Source organism: Novosphingobium hassiacum, from assembly GCF_014196055.1.
Taxonomy (GTDB): Bacteria; Pseudomonadota; Alphaproteobacteria; order Sphingomonadales; family Sphingomonadaceae; genus Novosphingobium; species Novosphingobium hassiacum.
The window spans coordinates 1-18,656 of the sequence record NZ_JACICY010000024.1 but is presented as its reverse complement, the minus strand read 5'-3'; the positions used below and the strand labels follow the sequence as shown (position 1 = coordinate 18,656).

Annotated in this window: 15 protein-coding genes and 1 pseudogene; 10 read left to right on the top strand and 6 right to left on the bottom strand. The window is 62.9% G+C overall.

Annotation, left to right across the window (positions count from 1 at the left end):
- Positions 1-56: 56 nt before the first annotated feature.
- Positions 57-806 carry an ArdC family protein gene (locus GGQ88_RS20170; RefSeq protein ID WP_183615243.1) on the bottom strand — a complete coding sequence of 250 codons (750 nt, stop codon included), beginning with the start codon at positions 804-806 and terminating at the stop codon, positions 57-59.
- A 155-nt stretch (positions 807-961) separates the two neighbouring features.
- The gene (locus GGQ88_RS20165; protein ID WP_183615242.1) at positions 962-2,950 is read right to left on the bottom strand and encodes a ParB/RepB/Spo0J family partition protein; all 1,989 of its coding nucleotides are present in this window, start codon (positions 2,948-2,950) and stop codon (positions 962-964) included.
- 424 nt (positions 2,951-3,374) lie between these two features.
- Here GGQ88_RS20165 and GGQ88_RS20160 point away from each other — a divergent pair, with 424 nt between their 5' ends.
- The 7 genes from GGQ88_RS20160 to GGQ88_RS20130 all read left to right on the top strand — a co-directional run bounded on the left by GGQ88_RS20160 (position 3,375) and on the right by GGQ88_RS20130 (position 11,172).
- Positions 3,375-4,154 (top strand): RNA polymerase sigma factor, encoded by a 780-nt coding sequence (locus GGQ88_RS20160; protein ID WP_183615241.1) that lies wholly within the window; start codon positions 3,375-3,377, stop codon positions 4,152-4,154.
- Positions 4,155-4,204: 50 nt separating this feature from the next.
- The gene (locus GGQ88_RS20155; RefSeq protein ID WP_183615240.1) at positions 4,205-4,813 is read left to right on the top strand and encodes a hypothetical protein; all 609 of its coding nucleotides are present in this window, start codon (positions 4,205-4,207) and stop codon (positions 4,811-4,813) included.
- A gap of 3 nt (positions 4,814-4,816) precedes the next feature.
- A complete protein-coding gene (locus GGQ88_RS20150; protein ID WP_183615239.1) occupies positions 4,817-8,245 on the top strand; it encodes an ATP-dependent helicase in 3,429 nt (1,142 codons plus the stop codon).
- 107 nt (positions 8,246-8,352) lie between these two features.
- Positions 8,353-8,862, top strand: coding sequence for a hypothetical protein (locus GGQ88_RS20145; protein WP_183615238.1), 510 nt, complete (start codon positions 8,353-8,355; stop codon positions 8,860-8,862).
- Positions 8,859-9,332: a DUF7665 family protein gene (locus tag GGQ88_RS20140; protein ID WP_183615237.1), complete on the top strand. Its 474-nt coding sequence runs from the start codon at positions 8,859-8,861 to the stop codon at positions 9,330-9,332. Before GGQ88_RS20145 ends, GGQ88_RS20140 begins: the two co-directional genes overlap by 4 nt.
- Positions 9,280-9,798, top strand: coding sequence for a hypothetical protein (locus GGQ88_RS20135; RefSeq protein ID WP_183615236.1), 519 nt, complete (start codon positions 9,280-9,282; stop codon positions 9,796-9,798). Before GGQ88_RS20140 ends, GGQ88_RS20135 begins: the two co-directional genes overlap by 53 nt.
- A gap of 9 nt (positions 9,799-9,807) precedes the next feature.
- Positions 9,808-11,172: a thiamine biosynthesis protein ThiF gene (locus tag GGQ88_RS20130; RefSeq protein WP_183615235.1), complete on the top strand. Its 1,365-nt coding sequence runs from the start codon at positions 9,808-9,810 to the stop codon at positions 11,170-11,172.
- 388 nt (positions 11,173-11,560) lie between these two features.
- Here the strand turns inward: GGQ88_RS20130 and GGQ88_RS20125 are convergent, their stop codons facing one another.
- From GGQ88_RS20125 to GGQ88_RS20115, 3 genes are read right to left on the bottom strand one after another with little or no spacing between them, the layout of a single operon-like run.
- Positions 11,561-12,280 carry an RES family NAD+ phosphorylase gene (locus tag GGQ88_RS20125; RefSeq protein ID WP_183615234.1) on the bottom strand — a complete coding sequence of 240 codons (720 nt, stop codon included), beginning with the start codon at positions 12,278-12,280 and terminating at the stop codon, positions 11,561-11,563.
- The gene (locus GGQ88_RS20120; RefSeq protein ID WP_013832721.1) at positions 12,277-12,690 is read right to left on the bottom strand and encodes an MbcA/ParS/Xre antitoxin family protein; all 414 of its coding nucleotides are present in this window, start codon (positions 12,688-12,690) and stop codon (positions 12,277-12,279) included. The genes GGQ88_RS20125 and GGQ88_RS20120 overlap by 4 nt, the downstream gene beginning before the upstream one ends.
- A gap of 60 nt (positions 12,691-12,750) precedes the next feature.
- Positions 12,751-14,436 (bottom strand): strawberry notch C-terminal domain-containing protein, encoded by a 1,686-nt coding sequence (locus tag GGQ88_RS20115; protein WP_425490473.1) that lies wholly within the window; start codon positions 14,434-14,436, stop codon positions 12,751-12,753.
- A 209-nt stretch (positions 14,437-14,645) separates the two neighbouring features.
- On the opposite strand from GGQ88_RS20115, the gene GGQ88_RS20110 reads away from it, so the two are divergent.
- From GGQ88_RS20110 to GGQ88_RS20100, 3 genes are read left to right on the top strand one after another with little or no spacing between them, the layout of a single operon-like run.
- On the top strand, positions 14,646-16,193 hold the full coding sequence (locus tag GGQ88_RS20110; RefSeq protein ID WP_029548014.1) for a tyrosine-type recombinase/integrase: 1,548 nt from the start codon (positions 14,646-14,648) through the stop codon (positions 16,191-16,193).
- The gene (locus GGQ88_RS20105) at positions 16,187-17,101 is read left to right on the top strand and encodes a tyrosine-type recombinase/integrase (RefSeq protein WP_037517935.1); all 915 of its coding nucleotides are present in this window, start codon (positions 16,187-16,189) and stop codon (positions 17,099-17,101) included. The genes GGQ88_RS20110 and GGQ88_RS20105 overlap by 7 nt, the downstream gene beginning before the upstream one ends.
- The gene (locus tag GGQ88_RS20100) at positions 17,098-18,102 is read left to right on the top strand and encodes a tyrosine-type recombinase/integrase (protein WP_010339697.1); all 1,005 of its coding nucleotides are present in this window, start codon (positions 17,098-17,100) and stop codon (positions 18,100-18,102) included. The genes GGQ88_RS20105 and GGQ88_RS20100 overlap by 4 nt, the downstream gene beginning before the upstream one ends.
- Positions 18,103-18,240: 138 nt before the next feature.
- Here the strand turns inward: GGQ88_RS20100 and GGQ88_RS20095 are convergent.
- Positions 18,241-18,567 (bottom strand): annotated as a pseudogene (locus tag GGQ88_RS20095) (strawberry notch-like NTP hydrolase domain-containing protein); the annotation flags it as partial.
- Positions 18,568-18,656: the final 89 nt, after the last annotated feature.

Sequence of the window (18,656 nt, the reverse complement as noted above, 5' to 3'; positions counted from 1 at the left end):
TGGATAGCGCTTCATCCGGCCTGATGACCCCCTGCGTCGTGCCCGGATCATACCGTTCAATGAAGCGACAGGCACGGTGCAGACTGTCCAGATAAGGCGATGAGTTCCTCGGCGGCGTAAGCTGCAGAACCAAATCGATTCTTGAGATTGCGGTCGAGGCGGCTGGCATGGCCGGTCCAATGCGACAGCTCGTGTGCGAGCGTCGCGTAATAGTGGTCGAAGCCCGAGAAGAGATGCGCGGGCGGCATTGTCACCCGGTCAGCCACAGGCTCATAATAGGCTTCGTCGCCCTGATGCCGCAGGACGGCCGGAACACTGGCAAAGAATGAGTCGAGTTCAGCCTGACGGCCCTCGGGTTCCACCACTTCAAGCGTCGCGTGGGGATGGAAACGTTCCGGAAGACCTTCGACCTGATCGGCGTTGAAAACCGGATAGGCCTTCAACACGCGGCGACTTTCGTCGGTTTTTTCGCCGGTGTCGGGTGCTTCGACCTCCTTGGTGTAGCTCTTGTAGAAGATCGCGATGGTGGATTTTTCACCCTTGCGCACCTGCGCGCCAAGTTCCTTGGCCTGATTATAGGTCATCCAGAACGGCGAGGCGTAACCGCACATGTCGGCAACCATCCAGAGCCAGAATACATTCATGCCGCGATAAGGGACGCCGCACGCCCGCAATGGGCGCGAGACTGGCACACCGCGCCATGGCTTGATCCACGGCTTCGTGCCGGACTCGAGGCGGGCGATGATTTCCTGGGTGATACGGGTAGCAGGCGACACTCCGCCGCTTTGTCCCTTGCGATAGGCCATGTTGGATCTCCTGAAATGGCCTGACGACAGTTCCGTTGGTCAGTACCGGAGATCCCGGAGCCCCCTCCGCTCTCTTTCCATGAAGGAAGCGGCCCCCCGGCATGTGCCGGAGGACCGCTTCACGGTGGCGAGCAGCCGTTCCTGTCAGGAGGAGGTCAGGCGGCCAGCTCGCTCGGGGGCTGATTGTCGTCGTTGGCGACGCAATCCGCGTCGGGACCTTGCGTTTCGTGATCGGCAGTAATTTCCGGCTGCTCGGCAAAGCGCATGACTTCGGGCACCCAGGCGAGCGCCCTCTCCCGAACTTCGACCTCGGTAATGTAGGTCCCCGCGAAGACGCGCTCGGCGCTCATCGCGAGATCCCCTTTCTTCACCGATGCGAAGCGCGACGATAGTTCCAGGCCGCCGACATCGGTGAGCGCATCGAGGATGACCTGCTTCGAGACGCGGTCGAAGTAGTTTGCCGCGGTCGGACGCCACCATTGCGCTATGTCGATGCCGATCGTGCTGCCCAGATGATCCTGGAACGAAATCTGACGTTCGCCTGCCATGTTGAGGCTCGCCTCGAGCGTGCGAGCGACGACGAAGCCGAGCCATGCTGCGCGACTTTCATCAGCGAGTGCCCGAAACATCTTGAAGCGCGACGAAGCGTCTTCGCCAGATCGCCAGCTCTCATCGAGACCCGAGCGCAGGTCCGCAAGGGATGCGCTTGCCGGCGCATCCTTCGCTTCGAACCCGACAATCGGACCCGCGGGGACGCCGCCACGCAAGGTCGTGGCCGCGCGTGACCGCCAGTCGTGGGTGTCGGCATCCGCGAGGGTGAAGACCATGATGTCGAGCGAAAGGCCGGGATCCGATGCCACGTGGAGCGCGAGCACGTCACGACGTTGCATCGCAAGTTCGTCGACCAGACGCTTGGAAAGCGCTGCACGGCGTCTGCCGTCACTGCCGACACTCGCAACGACTTCGACGACATCTTCGTCACCAACGACTTCGATGTCGCGCTCGCCGTAAAACACCGGCTGGAGAACCGGTGTGCCGTCGCGCGAGAGAACGAGGATCATTCCGGCATCGGCCTTAAGTTCGGGTGCCAGCTCCGGGGGCTTTGCCCGAATGTCCTGGCATTCGCGCTCGATCGCTTCGATCGTCGCCTCGGCCGCAGCAATTGCTTCTTCGGCGCTGTCTTCGTCCTCAAGAATGGCCGCATGCGCGTCGTACGAGGCATCGAGCTCGTCAAGGCGGACCAGTTCGGCGTCAGTCAACGGAGCCGGCTCGGCCGGAAGGCGAATGAGGCCATCGACGAGGTCGTGACTGGCATAGGCGTCAAGCGTCGGCTTGACCCAGGCAAGACCCTGCTCTGCTGCGAGCGCCTTGGCGCGCTTTTCCATCTCCTCCGAGGCGAGGGTTTCCAGAAGCGCGACATCGACCCAGGACTCGCTGTCATCGTCGTCGAACAGTTCGCGTTCAATCCGGCCACCCGCAGCGATGTAGGCGTCACGGCCGACAAGACGGGCACGAGCGTCGCTGCCGCGGACCGTGCCGGAGAGCACCATGCGCCGGATGCTGTCGGCGCTGGGCGCATAATACCCCGAGGACGCCTGTTCATAGACGCGAGCCTGAATTTCGTGGTCGGAGGTCGCGCCGAAAGCTTTGGCGAGATCGAGAGTGATTTCGCCGGTCGCCAGAGCAGCGAAGACGACAGGCGCGAGGGTCGCAAGACGCAGCCTGCCTTCGACGAAGCGGACCGTCAGCCCGAAGCGGCGCGCAACATCCTCCGTCGAGGCACCTGCGTCGATCAGAGCAGCGAACGCCTGCGCTTCGTCAGCCGGGTTCATCGCGAGGCGATGGAAGTTTTCGGCCAGGCTCGTTTCGACTGCGAGTTCCGCATCGTCTTCAAGAACGAGGCAAGTAACCTCGTAGCCCTTCGGCAGGACTTTCTCTTCGGCAAGCGCCAGCAAGGCGCACCGGCGACGCTCTCCAGCTTCAACCTCGAATTTGCTACGAGCCGCAGGCCGGACGATGAGGTTCTGCAACAACCCATGGGCTGCAATGCTCGCTTTCAGTTCGGAATCTGCAGCTGGATCACCGTGACGGCGGACGTTGCGAGGGGACTGGACCAACTTGGTCAGCGGGATCGACTTGATCATGGGACTTACTCCTGATTGCGAGCTCAAGCATCGACCTTCGACGCTCATTCGGCTCAAACAGAAGCAAGCGCCCTTCCCTCTCAATGACTGGCGATGGGCCGGTTGCCACCTGTCCGGTTCAAGACACCAGACATAGGAAAGCAAAGATTCCGGCGAAACAATGGGCGGGCCCGCAGTCGTGAACAAGCCGTCGTTGCAGTCTCCGTATTAGTTCGCCAAAAGCTGACCTACATTCAAACAGTTGCTGCGATTAAGTTGCTAACGGCAACTCGGAGGCATTTGCAGGGTGGTATGCGCCAAGGCATAGAAATCGTCGAAAAAGCAAAAACAGCTTTCCGGATTTTCGGCCCCACCGCGATCAGCGGAGACTAGCGGGTTTTTGGAACGCTCGCAGAACTGCTGTTGCATAAGGCAAGGGGGCATAATGGCTCGAACATTACAGAAAACCGGCGCCAACGGCCCCCTCGTTCGCCCAGATGACGTTGAAACGCAAATCGACGCTGCTCTCACGCTGCCCCACCAGCCGCTTCGCGCCCGGCTTGACATCACCGACCCACAAGACGCCGACCATTTACGCTCCGAGACGCTCGTTCACTTGGTCCGGCATGGGCGCCGGACCGGTGATCAAGGGCTGATCAGCCTGGTGCTGCCGGTTCTGCTCGCCCGCTGCGAGGCAAATCTTATTGTTAAGGTGCCCGACGGGCAACTTCCGGAAGCCGCCACTGTTCGAGAGGACATACTGGGCGAGTTCAGCGAAATGTTCGCTAGCGATGGCACAGGCAAGAATCCCGACGAGCTGGACTTCTATGAGTGCAAATTTAATCGCGCCTTCCGCTTCTTCCGGATCGACGTCGTTCGCCGTGAGACGGGGCGGCTCAAGCTTGTGGCGCAGATGCCCGAGCCCGACCAGGACGGCGAGCCCGAACCTCATGACGATGTATTCGCCCGAGTATCAGAGGTGTTCCGCTCGCCGGCGACGCAGGACGGCGACGTTTTCCGGTCCGAGCTTCACGATGCGATTCTAGAGCTGCCGCCCGACGAACGTGACGCGGTAATCCTCGTTCACGCGCTCGGCTATCAAGAAGAGTCCGACGATCCGGCCGAGGAGACTGCGGCGACACGCTGCGACTGCACCGGACGTACAATTCGCAACCGGCTGACACGGGCGGCGACGAAGCTGGCCCGTTTCAAGGAGGATCTATGACCCCGTCAATCACCGCCAGCCCGCCCGAGCTAAGGGATGCGCTTTACGCCTTGTCGATCGCAAAGGACGCCCCCGACGCAGCCTTGCTCGACGATCTCGTACGTCGTTTCCCCCAGTTTGGCGGCGAACTGACCGACTTCGCGATCTCGATCGCCATCGACGCACTGCACGGTGAAGCAGTTGTCGAGGCGGCCAAGGCTGCGCTTGATCCGAATATCTTGAGCCCGGCCGTTTCGCGCGCCATGAGCCGATTCCAGAACCGGCTGCATGCGGTCTCGGAGTCGACGCGCCTGCCGGCTGCGACCGATCGATCGGTCTCGGCGTACGCAATAAATCCGTTCGCATCACTCTCGCGCGAGGACTTTCGCGGGTTCGCGAGGCGGCTGGACGCTAGCAGCGTCTTTGTGGCCAAACTGAGAGATCGGCAAATCGAGCCCGACACGCTGACTCCTGGATTTCGAAAGCGGGTCGCCGATGATCTGCGCGCGCCGCTCGATGTGGTAGTCGCTCACTTTGCGGCTGCCCAGGGCGGTACTGCGGGCCCACAATTCTATAAGGCGGACGACAAGCCCAACAACGGCGGACGCCAGACCTTCGAGGAAGCGGTTCGGAGTTCTGGCTTGAGCGAGGCTCAACAGCGCGCGTTGTTGGCGCTCTAATCGATGGATGCGTTCGAGCCGATCCGGTCCGCCGCCGCAGCCCTCCATCAGGCGCTGGTGGCCAAGGGTGTGGATCCCCTAAATCCCTTGGCGCTGGTCGAGACGGCTGCGGCGGACCTCGACATCGAGCTTGTCTGGTTGCCGGCTGGCGATCCGGCGTTGAAGGGCGCGCGCGCACTCTACGACGATCAGAGCGGCAGCATCTGCTGCGAATCCAACGGCGACGGGTCTGCGCGGGCGTTGCTGGTTGCGCACGAACTCGGACACGCGCGGCTCCATGCCGGCTCGGCAACCTGCTCCGCGGCGGACATTGACGCTTCGCGCTCTACCGAAGCCGCGCCCGTTGGGCTGCAACGCGTCGAAGATTATGGTGTGCGCGAGCGCCGTGAGCTTCAGGCGAACGTCTTCGGACGCGAATTGTTGCTCCCGCGCGCTCTCGCGCGACGTCTTCACATCGCCCAGGGTCTTGGCGCGACGTCGATCACCGCCCAAACTGGACTGCCGATCCCGCTCGTCCGCCAACAGCTTTTCGATGCTTTACTTTTACCGGAGTCCGAGCTCGCGGCGGCGGAGCCGGCGCCTGCCTATGTGCCGCGGCCAGACCCATCGCAGGACCGGGCAGCCGCCCACCGCGGCTCGCCGTTCCAGCTACAAGCGGGGCCTGGCACCGGCAAGACGCGCACCCTCGTCAAGCGTGTGAACTCGCTGGTTGCAGAGGGGATCGATCCGGCGGCGATGCTCATCCTCACCTTCTCGAACCGGGCCGCCGGCGAGCTATCGGAGCGCCTGTCGAGCGCGCTGCCGGGGGCCGTGCCTAAACTCTGGGTCGGAACATTTCACGCTTTCGGGCTCGATCTGGTGCGTCGTCATCATGATCGGCTTGGCCTGTCGTCGAATCCCACCCTGTTCGACCGCAGCGATGCGATCGAACTGCTTGAGGAGATCCTGCCGACGCTTCCGCTCATCCATTTTCGAAATCTATGGGATCCGGCGATGGTGCTCCGCGACGTGGTCGCGGCGATCTCGCGCGCCAAGGACGAGATGACCGATCCGGCGCGCTACCGCGCGCTGGCCTTGGCGATGCGCGATGCGGCAGGCATTGATGAAGACAGGCAGGTCGCGGCCGCCAAGTGCCTGGAGATCGCGGACATCTACGATCTCTACGAGGACGCCAAGACCCGTCATGGCGGGGTCGATTTCGGCGACCTGATCATGTTGCCGGCAAAGCTCCTTGAAGCGGATGCAGCGATCCGGACGGCAGTGCAGCTGCGCCATCGGCATGTCCTGGTCGACGAGTATCAGGATGTGAACCGGGCCAGCGCGCGCCTGCTCAAAGCGGTCGCCGGCGCCGGCGAGCGGCTCTGGGTGGTCGGGGACTCGCGGCAGTCGATCTACCGATTTCGCGGCGCCTCCTCGGCCAACATGGCGCGGTTCTCTACGGACTATCCTGGCGCCGTCGTCGATCAGCTCGGCGTCAATTACCGCTCGACCGAACAAGTGGTTCATGCTTTCGCGGCGGTCGCTCCGCATATGGGCGCGTCGCAAGGCATGCTTCCGCTCGCGCTCGCGGCCGATCGGGGCGCGGGGCCGGGTATGCCCGAGATTCGCCGTTTCGAAACCCTGTCGGACGAAGCCGCCGGCATCGCCGCGCGAATCCGTGACGTTGAAACGGGCGGCGTTCGCCTGCGCGACCAAGCGGTGCTCTGCCGGTCCAACAAACGCTTGAACGAGATCGCCTCGGCGCTGGAGGCGCGCGACATTCCGGTTCTGCATCTGGGCAGCCTCTTCGAACGCGAAGAAGTCCGCGACCTGCTAGCGCTGCTCAGCCTGACGGTCGATCCGTTCGGCGATGCGCTTGTGCGCGTCGGCGCCATGCCGAGATACGGGCTTAGCCTGCAGGACGTCCGAGCGGTCTCGCGCCACCTTCGCGCGGACGAGCGGCCGGCACTAGTGGGGCTCACCGAGGCCGCGAGCGCGCCCGGGCTCTCGTCGGGCGGCCGAGAGGGGGTAGCGCGGCTCGCGGCGGATCTAGCCGGGCTGTCGCCGCGCAGTTCGGCATGGGACTTCTTGTCGACCTATCTGCTGGACCGGACCGACCTTGCACGCCGTTACGGGGCGGCCGCCTCGGTGACGGCACGAATGCGCGCGGTCGCCATCTGGCAGTTCCTGAACTTCGCGCGCGAGCAGAGCCCGGTGGGGGCGGGCGCGCCGATCCAACGAACGCTCGATCGAGTGCGACAGTTGGTGCTGCTCGCCGAGGAGCGCGACCTGCGCCAAGTGCCGGCGGCGGCACTGCATCTAGACGCGGTCCGTCTCATGACGGTGCATGGCAGCAAGGGCCTCGAGTTCGAGGCCGTGCATGTGCCCGGTCTCACTAAATCGAGCTTCCCGGCTTCGAATCGCGGCCAGCGCTGCCCGCCGCCAACCGGGATGATCGAGGGCGCGCAAGCGCTGTCCGTCTCGGACGAGGCCAAACGGGCTCACGAACACGAAGAGGAATGTCTCTTCTTCGTCGCGTTGTCGCGGGCGCGCACGCACCTAACGCTCTCGCTTGCACGCAAACAGCCCAACGGCAACAACCGCTCGCCGTCACCTTATCTCGATTGGCTACCGGGTGGCCGTGTGAGCGAGATCGCCCGACCGGCGATGATGCCGCCTCGGGAAGGTGCCTCCACAATGGGACCGATCGCGATCGCCTGGCCCGAGGATTGGGCGCTGACCGACAGTCGGCTCGGCGCCTACGAGAAATGCCCGCGCCGCTTCTTCTACACCCACGTGCTTGGCTTGGGCGGCGCTCGAAATCCGACCGCCTTCTCGCGCACTCACGACTGCCTTTACGACCTGCTCCGCTGGCTCGCCGACGCCCGCCGGACGTCGACGCCGACGCTTGCCGAGGTGGAGGCCGCCTTCGAAGCGATCTGGGCGCAGCGCGGACCGGCCGACCACGCCTTCGCCGCCGATTATCGACGGCTGGCGGGTCGTCTCCTGGCGGCGCTGATAGATGCGGGCGCGGGTCGCCGATTCCGCGAGGCGCAACCGCTCGCCATCGACTTCGCCAACGGGCGGGTCTTGGTGGAGCCGGATGAGCTGGCCGAACTTCCCGATGGCACGGTCGTCGTCCGTCGGGTGCGCACGGGCTACAAGCGCAGCGACGAGTATGACCGGCTGGAGTATACGCTTTACCAGCTGGCGGCCCAAGCCCAGTTCGGCGCGGGCGTTGTGGTGCAGGCACTGCATCTGACCGACGGCACGGCCGAGCCCGTCACGCTCTCGGGGACAAAGCTCGGCAATCGCCGGGCCAAGAGCGAAACCATGCTGGCGGGCATCGCCGCCGGCGATTTCCCGGTCGAGATCGACGCGGTCACCTGTCCGCGCTGCCCGCATTTCTTCATCTGCGCGGCGACGCCTGTGGGCGATCTCAATCTGACCTGACAAACGGCGATCCGGCTTTCCGGTTTTGCGCTCGCCTTCCGATCAGGAAGGTAAGGGACGAAAGAGGGGCAATCGGGCCTCACACTTCGATCCTGGAGTGTGAACCCATGAAGATCATCGACCTGTTCTACCAGGGCGAAGGCGTTGCCGAGATCGAGCACCTCGAAATCGAGCCCGATACCACCTTCGCCGACATCAAGGCCCGCCTCATCGACAAGCACGGCGGCGCGGTCGACGCGCTGCTGTTCGCTGAAGACGAGGACGATCCGCTCGACGACGCCCAGACGGTGAAGGACCGCGCTGGCGGCAAGGGCCTGAAGCTGCACCTCCACCACTGCCGCCACATCACGGTGGCGGTCACCTACAACGGTGAGACGATCGACCGGAAGTTCGCGCCCAGCGCGACCGTCGCGCGCGTCAAGCGGTGGGCGGCCGAGCGCAAGTTCGGGATGACCGACGAGGAGTCCGGCGAGCACGTCCTCCAGATCGCCGGCACCCACGAGCGACCGGCGCCCGGCACCCACATCGGCGTGCTGGCGAACCGCAAGACCTGTGGGCTCGCCTTCGACTTGGTCGCTGACGAGCGCGTTAACGGCGCGAGTGAGGATCGGCGGTGATCGGGCCCGATCAGCGCGCGTTCGAAGCGGACGTGGCCCGCGCCACGTTCCGCCTCGGCCAAGTCGAAGGCCGCTGGCGGCTGGTCGAGACCCGCTGGCCCCACGCCTTCATCGGCGTCACCGCCAAGGACGGCCGCGAGTTCGTGCTGCGCCTGAACTGCGCCGGCTTTCCGCAGGCACTGCCGACCGGCGGTCCCTGGGATATGGCTGCCGACCAGATCCTGCCGTTCGACCTCTGGCCACGGGGCCGTGGTGGCCGTGTCTCGGCGGTTTTCCGCACCGACTGGAAAAACGGCAGCGCACTGTATCTGCCGTGCGACCGCGAGTCTTTCGCCGGTCACGAGAACTGGCGTCACGAGATGCCCTCGAAAATTTGGCGTCCCGCCGACGGTGTCGTCCAATATCTGGAGCTGGTCCATGAACTTCTCAATTGCCGCGATTATTCGCCGCCGCTTCGCGCCGCAGCATGAACTGTCCTGTTCCTGGTGGACTTGGTGGCGCCTGTGTCGCGCGCTCCGCCAGCGTGGCCGCGGCGCCAGCCGCGAGAGCGGCGCCTTCTTGCTTGGGCGGCAGGAAGGCGGCCGGCGCCGGATCGTCGACTTCGTCCTCTATGACGATCTCGATCCGCACTGCCTCGACACCGGGATCGTGCGTTTCGATGGGCGTCACTTCGGCGCGCTCTGGGCGATGTGCAAGGAACGCGCGCTGAGCGTGGTTGCTGACATCCACGTCCATCCGGCCGGAGCCGGTCAGAGCGAATCCGATCGCGACCATCCGATGATCTCGCGCGCCGGCCACCTAGCGCTGATTCTTCCGAACTTCGCCGCCCCGCCGCAGCCCCGCGCCTCGATCGGCATCTACCGCTACCTGGGCGGCAAGCGCTGGGCGGCTGTGGGCCGAGACGATCGGACCGCCTTCTTCCACATCGGTTTCTAAGGAAACGCCATGACTGCCATCGTCTCCGCAGATTCACTGCACCGCCTGGTCAAGCAGGCGATCGATAGCGGCGCCGCCGCGACCGTCGCCGAGGCCGAGGCCTTGTTCCAGGGATTTCGCCTCGCCATCACCTTCATGCCCGACGATCCAGCCGATCCGGTCGAACAGGCGACGCTGCTGACAGCCGTGGCACTAGGGCGGCGCGTTTTTCTAGGCGGCGTCACCGTCGTCGGGACTCTTGAAGCTCCGGTCAGCACCCTTCCGCCACTGGGGCCGACGCTCGGCGACGCGGTCAAGGCGCTCGGGGGCGAGATTGGCGGCGGCTCGGACGCGCCGATGGTGGTCATCGGCCCGAGGCTGGGGCGTCGAGACGGCTTCGCCATCCGCACCGCAGCGGCGGGCTGGCGCGGCGGCATCGTTCCCGCCCATGCCGACCTCGCGCCCGAGGCTGGACCGGCCAACCCTTTGGCCGGGATGCTGGCGGCGGCGCTGGCGATCAATGAAGCCTTCCTGCACGTCAACGGCGCCAAGGTGGCTGGACGCAGCGCGGTCGGGCTGTCGTTGTGGCGGCCATCTCGCGATATCGACTGGCTCGCGGCCGATCCGTCCGAACCCGCGCTGACCTTTCTGCCGTCGCAGCTCTGGCTGATCGGCCTGGGGCACCTGGGCCAGGCCTATCTCTGGGCGCTCGGCCTCTTACCCTTCGCAGAGCCTGCCGAAGTGATGCTGGTGCTGCAGGATTTCGACGCGATCACGGCTTCGACTGAGAGCACCTCCATTCTCACCGACGCAACCCTAATCGGGGTGAAGAAGACCCGCGCGATGGCGGGCTGGGCGGAGCGCCGCGGGTTTCAGACCTCGCTCCAGGAACGTCTGTTCGACGCCGATTTCAGGCGCCGCCCGGACGAGCCGGCGATCGCGCTGTGTGGCCTCGACAACGCGGCAGGGCGCAGGGCGCTCGATCAGGTCGGCTTCGACATGATCGTGGAAGCAGGCCTTGGCCGAGGCCATCGTGATTTTCGAACCATGCGCCTGCACACTCTTCCCGGGGCTCGTCCGACCGCCGAGTTGTGGAAGGCTGCGGTGACCGCAGAAAAGGTCGAGGATCGGCCTGCCTATGCCAACCTGATGAATGATGGCGTCCTCGACCGCTGTGGCATGACGCTACTCGCCGGCAAGGCCGTGGGTGCACCATTCGTGGGAGCCGTTGCCGCGGCATTAGCGGTTTCGGAGATCCTGCGTCTGCTACATGGCGGCCCCGTTCACCGCCTGATCGATCTCGATCTGCTTGGCATCGATCACCGCTCGACAGTGCTGCATGGGGACGGTTTCGAAAGGCTCAATCCTGGTTTTACGAGCGCCGGTTCGGCTTAGCGTCCGCTTGAAGGCGTACATTCCTGCTATGCCCGCTGAGATTCCTGTCTGCTTAAAAGTTCCAAACGTGCCGATGCGCCCCTCAGGTTATGACCAATTGCGCCTGAACGACAAACCGCTTCCGCAATTCCAGTGGCAGATCTGGTCAGTCTTAATCGTTGGACGACGGCGACGTTCGTCAGAACAGTTCCGTCACCTGAACTATGGGCAGCTTATCGCGATGTGGTCCCTGAGTCTGAAGAGCACCCAATATCCCCAATTGCTGCCGCTTTGCGACGATGATTTCGACATCCGCTATCAAGAGCATGTCAGGAGTCGTCGAATGACTGAGATAGGGTGCGAAACTGTCGGAATCACCGCAGCAGAAAACAGACGTTGGACCTTCAGTCTACGCGGCATCCACCACTCGAAATACCGCCCCTGTTCCCGCGTCTCGAACCAGGTCGACGCCCGTTCCGTCCCAATGGTAGTCGAGGTGACGGCCCTGAATGGGCTCTGATGCACAATCCGGGTAGAACAAGCCGACACACTCACCGCCCGGTTGCCGGATGCTCGGATAGACAAGACCTTCGGCCCCGCCCCCTTTGAGCGCAACAGCGAGGGCTTGCGATGCAGCATAGTTGTCGGGATCAAGCGCGGGATCGCCTGCGGCAAGGCTCCTGAGATCGTGAAGATCGGCGCTCACCGAAAGGACAATCTCACGGAACTGTGAGGTCCAGCCTGGCGCTTCTACAGTGCGAGCCATGAAGCGAGCATGATGATGGATTGTCTCGAACAGTGCAGTTTCGAATGCATCTCCCGCGTATAGGACGCCGTAGGTCCCATCGGTGAAGCGACTTGGTCGGTCAGTGCTGACATGCGTGAACGGGGCCATCAGATAGGATGCGCCGTTGCCCCCTACCCGGCGGTCAGCAGGTACCAGATCGAGATTGCCGATCGTCGCCATAATGCGCGGATTGGTTTTTTGCTCGGCAGAGATCAGCAGCGGCCAATCTGCGGGGTCTGCGATATCTTCGAACAGGTCGATCGGTGGAAAGGCACTGCGGATAATCCGTACAGCACCTTTCCACTCGACCTGGGCAACCGGAATTGCCTTGGGATCGATCACCAGGCACCACGTTCGGCATCAAGATAACGACGCACCCGCATGATATCAGTCAGCTCGCCGCCAAGCATGACGTCGAGTGCACTCGCTCCGGCAAAGGCAGCGTTGCCTGCCTTGATCCAGGCGTAGCCACGTTGGGCTTCGGAAAAGATGATCCTCAGCGCCTTGTGGATACCCATCAGGTTGGAGAGCCGCGCCGCACCATCACGCGAGACACGGCCCGCACCCTCAGCCTTCCACCGCCGGTAGGAGCGAACCGGCATGTCGAGCAAAGTCGCTGCCTGTTCGTCCGTTACTTCCCATTTCCCAAACAGGTTCAGCACGGCGCGGAACATCGCCGCTGCTTCCTCCTGGGTTACAGGGTCGGGCCGAAAGGCGTGGGGGACGGTATCAACGGGTTGCAAAGCCAGCATGACTATTCTCCATATGGCAGCATATAGCATTTTAATGCCATTTGGCAAGGTTCGTCAAAATCAGATTGCAAGCCGCGCCAAGACCGCCACTGCGTTCGTGGTCGGAACGAAAAGCCGCGTCTGATAACGGATGATCTCGGTGAAACACCCATGTGCCTTGTACCAGTCGAGGCGCGACGCCGACCAACCTGCCAGTTCGAGCCGCTGCGCGCCGTTGACGAGGCTGCGCTTGAGCGTGAGCGCTTCGCGGCTCTTGATTTGCATCGGCCGCCCGGTCCCGATCACCGCATCGACGACTTGCTCTGCCGAGAAGGCATGTTCGTCTTCAAGACCAAGCACCTGGCATAGTTCGGGCACGCAATGGAGCGGAACCTCCCGGCCTAACAGCGAGCGTCCGTCTCGCGCCGAAATCCGGCTGACGCGAACATAGTCGGAAGGGAGTTTGTCCCACACCGGAAGCAGCAGGCCCGTTGCAAGATGCAGTCGCTCACGCTTGTGATTTGTGGCAGCGTCATCGACCTCCGCCTGCCAGAGGCGGCGAAATTCGGTTGGATCCACCGTTTCCCAATTGCTCTCTTCGAGTTGATCGGCTGTGATGTGTCCGTGCTTCAAGGGGCGGACAAGCTCGAAGCGGGCCACACGCGTACCTTCGTCGGTGAGCAGACTTCGCGCCGGGACAAGCAGCCCGATCCGGCCTGAGCGCGCATTGCGCAGAAGTTGCTGACGCGAACCTGAAAAGCCGTAGAGCTCTTCCAGCCGTTCGAGACGCAAAGGCTTGAGCGCGCGGGCGATCTCGAGTTCCAGGAGATGCGTAGTCGCACCCGACAGCGCATCGGTGCGCAGTAGCGTGTCGGTCAGCACCTCGTATTGCTCTACCGCAATGGTCTCGACCCCAATGTCGAGCGTGCCGGCCTGGCGTGCTGCGTCGATCCGTGCTTCGACGAGGCCGAGAAACTCGTCAAATATCCCGTTTTGCAGAGCAATAGGCAACGCGAGGATGCGATTGAGCCAGCGCTGGATGGTTGGCAGGTCATCGACCATCCCGCCGTCGGGCCCTTCGACCCTGAGCCCGCTCAATTCCTCAAACCGAGAGAGCGTAACGGCTTCGAGCTTGCCTGCGAACAGCAGACCGAACCAGCGATGAAGCGCCTCCTTGGCGTAAGTACTCTCGAGATTATCGGCAGGATCGAAGAGGTTCTGCCCACCAGTCTGGCGCTGCCCTCTGGTTAATGCACCGAGGCTGTCGAGCCGACGCGCAATGGTCGATATAAACCGACGTTCGCCACGCACATCGGTGGTCACCGGGCGGAACAGCGGGGCAGAAGCCTGATTGGTGCGGTTGGTACGGCCAAGCCCTTGAATTGCGGCATCGGCCCGCCAGCCGGGCTCAAGTAGAAAGTGGACCCGGCGCATCTGGTTCTTTGCCGCGAGGTCGGCATGATAACTGCGGCCGGTGCCACCGGCATCGGAGAAGACCAGAATTCGCTTGGTTCCGTCCATGAAATCTCGCGTCTCGACGACATTGGCGCGCGGAGAACGCGACTGGAGCACCTGGCGTCCATCGCGTCCGACAATCAGGCGGCGAGTACGGCCCGTGACTTCGGCGACCTGATCGACACCGAACCGTTCAATGATCGCATCGAGCGCCGTCGCGATCGGCGGTAAGGCACAAAGCTGCTCGATCATGCGATCGCGCGCGGCAAGCGCCGAGCGGCAGAGAACAGGAGCACCGTTCTCATCACTCATCGGTTCGGACCGGGCATTGCCGTTCTCGTCCGTAAACACGGACATCAACCGCACGGGAAAGCTCTTGGTGAGGTAATCGACCACGTATTCTTTGCAGTCGCAGTTTATGTCGAGCGCGGCGGCAGGAGGCGCAGGTTTCCTTCGGTTTTCCATGATTTCACTCCAGATAATTACGGTTCCCTCGACCTGAACAAGTCGAAGGAACCACCATGAGAACAAGATCATCAGAGCTGTTTTGTCCGGCACAGCTCCGGATCGAAGATCCGCCGAGCTCAGATGCCCTATTCAACGCCTTCCTCTCCTCTCTGTGGGTCAAGGAGGAAGCGGCCTGTTCGATCCTGTACAGTGCAGCGATCCGTCATTTCCTGCATTGGCTGGATGTGCATGCCATCCCGGTCAGTACGCTCGGCGATCAAGTCGTCCGACGGTTCGAGAAGCACCGTTGTCGGTGCCACGGATACTCGGCTCAGCAAGCCGCCTATAAGACTGATCAGGCTGCGCGGGTCCGGCGCTTTGTCCGGTTCCTCGAAGATCAAGGGTATATCGAAGTCGACGATGGGATCGACGATCTCCCCCGTCACCTCACCGACTACTCCGATGCAATCGACAGCCTGCAACTCGCCCCTGGAGTGGCACAGGGCTACCGGTCGGAAGCCGAGCATATTGTGGCTTGGCTTCGCATCAAGCGGCAGTCGTGGGCCGATGTCGATGACGCGATCCTCGACCAGTACGCGGCGCATGGTTGCCGCTGTCCGGTCTGGCGCAAGCGGGGCAAGCTCGTCGCCTCGGGCGCGAAGCGGCGGCGGCGTGGCGCTCGGCACTTCGTCGAGTTCTTGCGCGGCCGGGGTGTCATCCCTTCAGTCGAACCGGTGTCGGATGACGACCCGCACATGGCGGCATATCTGGCATGGCTCAAGCAACACCGCGGCGCGACCGATGAGACGATCCGGCGCTACCGGGCCGATATCAGGCGGCTCATGCCTATGCTCGGCGACCCTTCACAATGGGATGCAGCCGTCCTCAGGCGTGCGTTTCAACAACGAAGCAAGGAGACGCCGGGTTCTGCATCACTGCTCGTCACGATAATGAGGAGCTATATTCGGTTCCTGGTCGTGCAGGGTGTTTGCCGTCCAGCTTTGTTGCACGCGATCCCATCAGTGCAACGCTACCGTCTTTCGACGCTGCCCCGGCACGTCAACCCGGCAACGATCGAGCAGATCATCGGCGCATGTCCGACTGATCGCCCGGTGGAAGTTCGGGACAAGGCCATCATTCTCCTGCTCGCCCGGCTTGGCCTGCGTGCCGGTGATATTCGGGATATGCACCTCGACGATATCGACTGGCGCTCGGGCCACCTGACGGTCAAGGGCAAGGCGCGTCGGCCTGATCGCCTGCCATTGCCTCAGGACGTCGGTGACGCGATCCTGGACTACATTGCCACGGCGCGTCCCAAGACCGCCGATCCGCATCTGTTCGTGCGCGCGCAAGCCCCGTTCCGTTCGTTCCGCTCATCGGCGGAGATCGCCGGCATCGTTGCACGCACGCATGAGCGCGGCGGGATCGAAGGCGTGCCGACCGGATCGCACATTTTCCGGCATTCGCTTGCCACCAACTTGCTGCGCGCGGGCGCAGGGCTGGAGTCCGTTGGAACGATCCTGCGCCACAGCTCGCCCGAGACCACCGCCATCTACGCCAAGGTCGACCTGCCGATGCTCATGAAGATCGCGCAGCCATGGCCGGGAGAACCGTCATGCTGAACACGCACATTGCCAGATACGTCTCGCTGTATCGCGGCTTGGGGCGGAAGTTCTCGGAACAGGAACGACTGCTGCGCCAATACGCCGCTTTCGCCGAACGCTTCGGTGACCGGCACACCCGAGTGCAGCGCATCTACGACTGGTGCCACACGGCAAGCTCGCAGAACGTGGCTCGCCATAGGTACGACGCTGCTCGTAATTTCAGCCTTTTCGCTCACGCCGAGGACCCAGACCACGAAGTCCCGCCTGTCGGCGTTTTCGGCCGGGGGAAGCGGCCACGTCCCACTCCGACCATCATCGAACCGGACCAGGTGCGGGCGATCATGGCGGCGGCATTGAACGTTCCGCCCCATGGCACGATTAGCCCATACACGTACCATTACCTGTTCGGCCTGCTCGCGGCGACAGGTCTCCGGATTTCCGAGGCTCTCGCCCTACAGTGCGACGATCTGGTCGAGGATGGGCTGGTCGTCCGCAACGGCAAGTTCGGCAAGCAGCGGCTGATCGCCTTGCAGCCATCGACGCGCCAAGCACTCGAAGCCTACATTGCGATCCGCGCGAAGCACCCGGCCAAGTGTAATGACCTGTTCGTCACTATCCGGGGGCGGGCGCCGCACAAGGTGCGCGCCCACGTCGTGTTCGTCAGGTTGGCCCGGCTTCTCGGATATCGTGGAGCAACCGGTACGGCAGGCATGCGACTCCACGATCTGCGACATACGTTCGCTGTTCGCTCGCTTGAGTCCTGCCCGCGTGACAGGGAGGCCATTGCCCACCACATGGCCGGTCTCAGTGTCTACCTGGGGCACGCGTCGATCGCCAACACGTACTGGTATCTCGAAGCCACGCCAGTGCTGCTGCGCGACATTGCGGCTGCAAGCGAGCAACTTTTTCAAGGAGAAGCGGCATGACGGCGCTTGCTCCCCATCTCTCGGCATATCTGCGGGAACATCTGCCGCGCGAACGCGCCGTCAGCCCGCACACGGTGAAGACCTATGCCAACTGCTTCGTCCTCCTCGTCCAGTTCGCTGCCGATCGGCTGAAGCGCCGACCGACCGATCTAGAGGTTGAGGATCTCGACACAGACATGATCATGGCCTTCCTCGATCATGTCGAGATCGGCCGCGGCAGCTGCGTGCGGACCCGCAATGGCAGGCTCGCCGCGATCCGATCCTTCTTCCGATACATCGAGTACCGGATTCCAGCCTGCCTCGATCAGGCACTCCGTGTCAGAGCAATCCCGACCAAGAAGACAGACAAGGCGCTGATCGATTATCTCGACCGGGCCGAGATCAAGGCTTTGCTCGATACACCCGATCCCCGGACACGCCTCGGCACCCGTGATCGCGCGATGCTGCATCTTACCTATGCTGGCGGACTGAGGGTGTCGGAACTCGTAACGCTGCAACTGGGCGATTTCCCGGACCGCTCCCTGTCCACCATGCACATCATGGGCAAAGGGCGACGTGAACGGGTCCTGCCGCTGTGGAAGGAGACCCAGATCGCATTGCGCGCATGGCTTGCGATCCGGCCTCAAGTTGAGGTCACCGAGATATTCCTCAATGCCAACGGGCAGCCGATGACCCGCGACGGATTTGCGTTCCGATTGGCCGAGCACGTCAAGACGGCAGCGACGAAGCAGCCGTCGATCCTTGGGAAGCGCGTCACACCCCACGTGCTTCGTCATTCTTGCGCGATGCACACGCTCGCGGCGACGGGGGACATTCGCAAGGTCGCATTATGGCTCGGCCACGCCAGTATCCAGAGCACCGAGACCTACTTGCGCGCCGATCCCGAAGAGAAGCTGCAGATTCTCGCAGCCCACGGTGCCCCTGCGATCAAGCCGGGGCGCTTCAAGCCGCCTTCCGACGCCTTGATCACAATGCTCACTGACGTTCGAAGGCGGGCCTGACCCGTCTCCGAACACTCTCTCTAACCCTCATAATATCTGGAGTGAAATCATGGAAAACCGAAGGAAACCTGCGCCTCGCGCCGCCACGCTCGACATAAACTGCGACTGCAAAGAATATATCTAATGTTGAGCTCAACATTACACATATTCGCGGGGGGAGAGATCGATTTCGAGTGCTTCACGTTCCGCATCGGAGAGATCAGCGAGGCGGCGGTTGAGCATGGCTTCGGCGGTCGAGACGAGTTGAACTACAACAGCGTTGCCGTCGGCAAGTGCCGTATCAATCGCAGGCAGCAGGCTCGGCAGCTTCATCGATAGAAGGAGCTGCGCGAAGAAGCGCTGCTTGGTGCCTTCAAACACCGAAAGCGCAGCCGATTTGGCGCCTGAATTCAGGGTATCGCCACTGTCAGTGTCGACGATCCGGGTTGCCTCGAGTGCCTCGCGCAGGTTGGAATGAATGATTGCTTATCGCGAGGTGGCGATAATGCGAAGGAACGCGGCGTAGGCGCGCAATTTCCGTAAGGCGTGGCGATGTTGCTGCGCATTATTTTGGC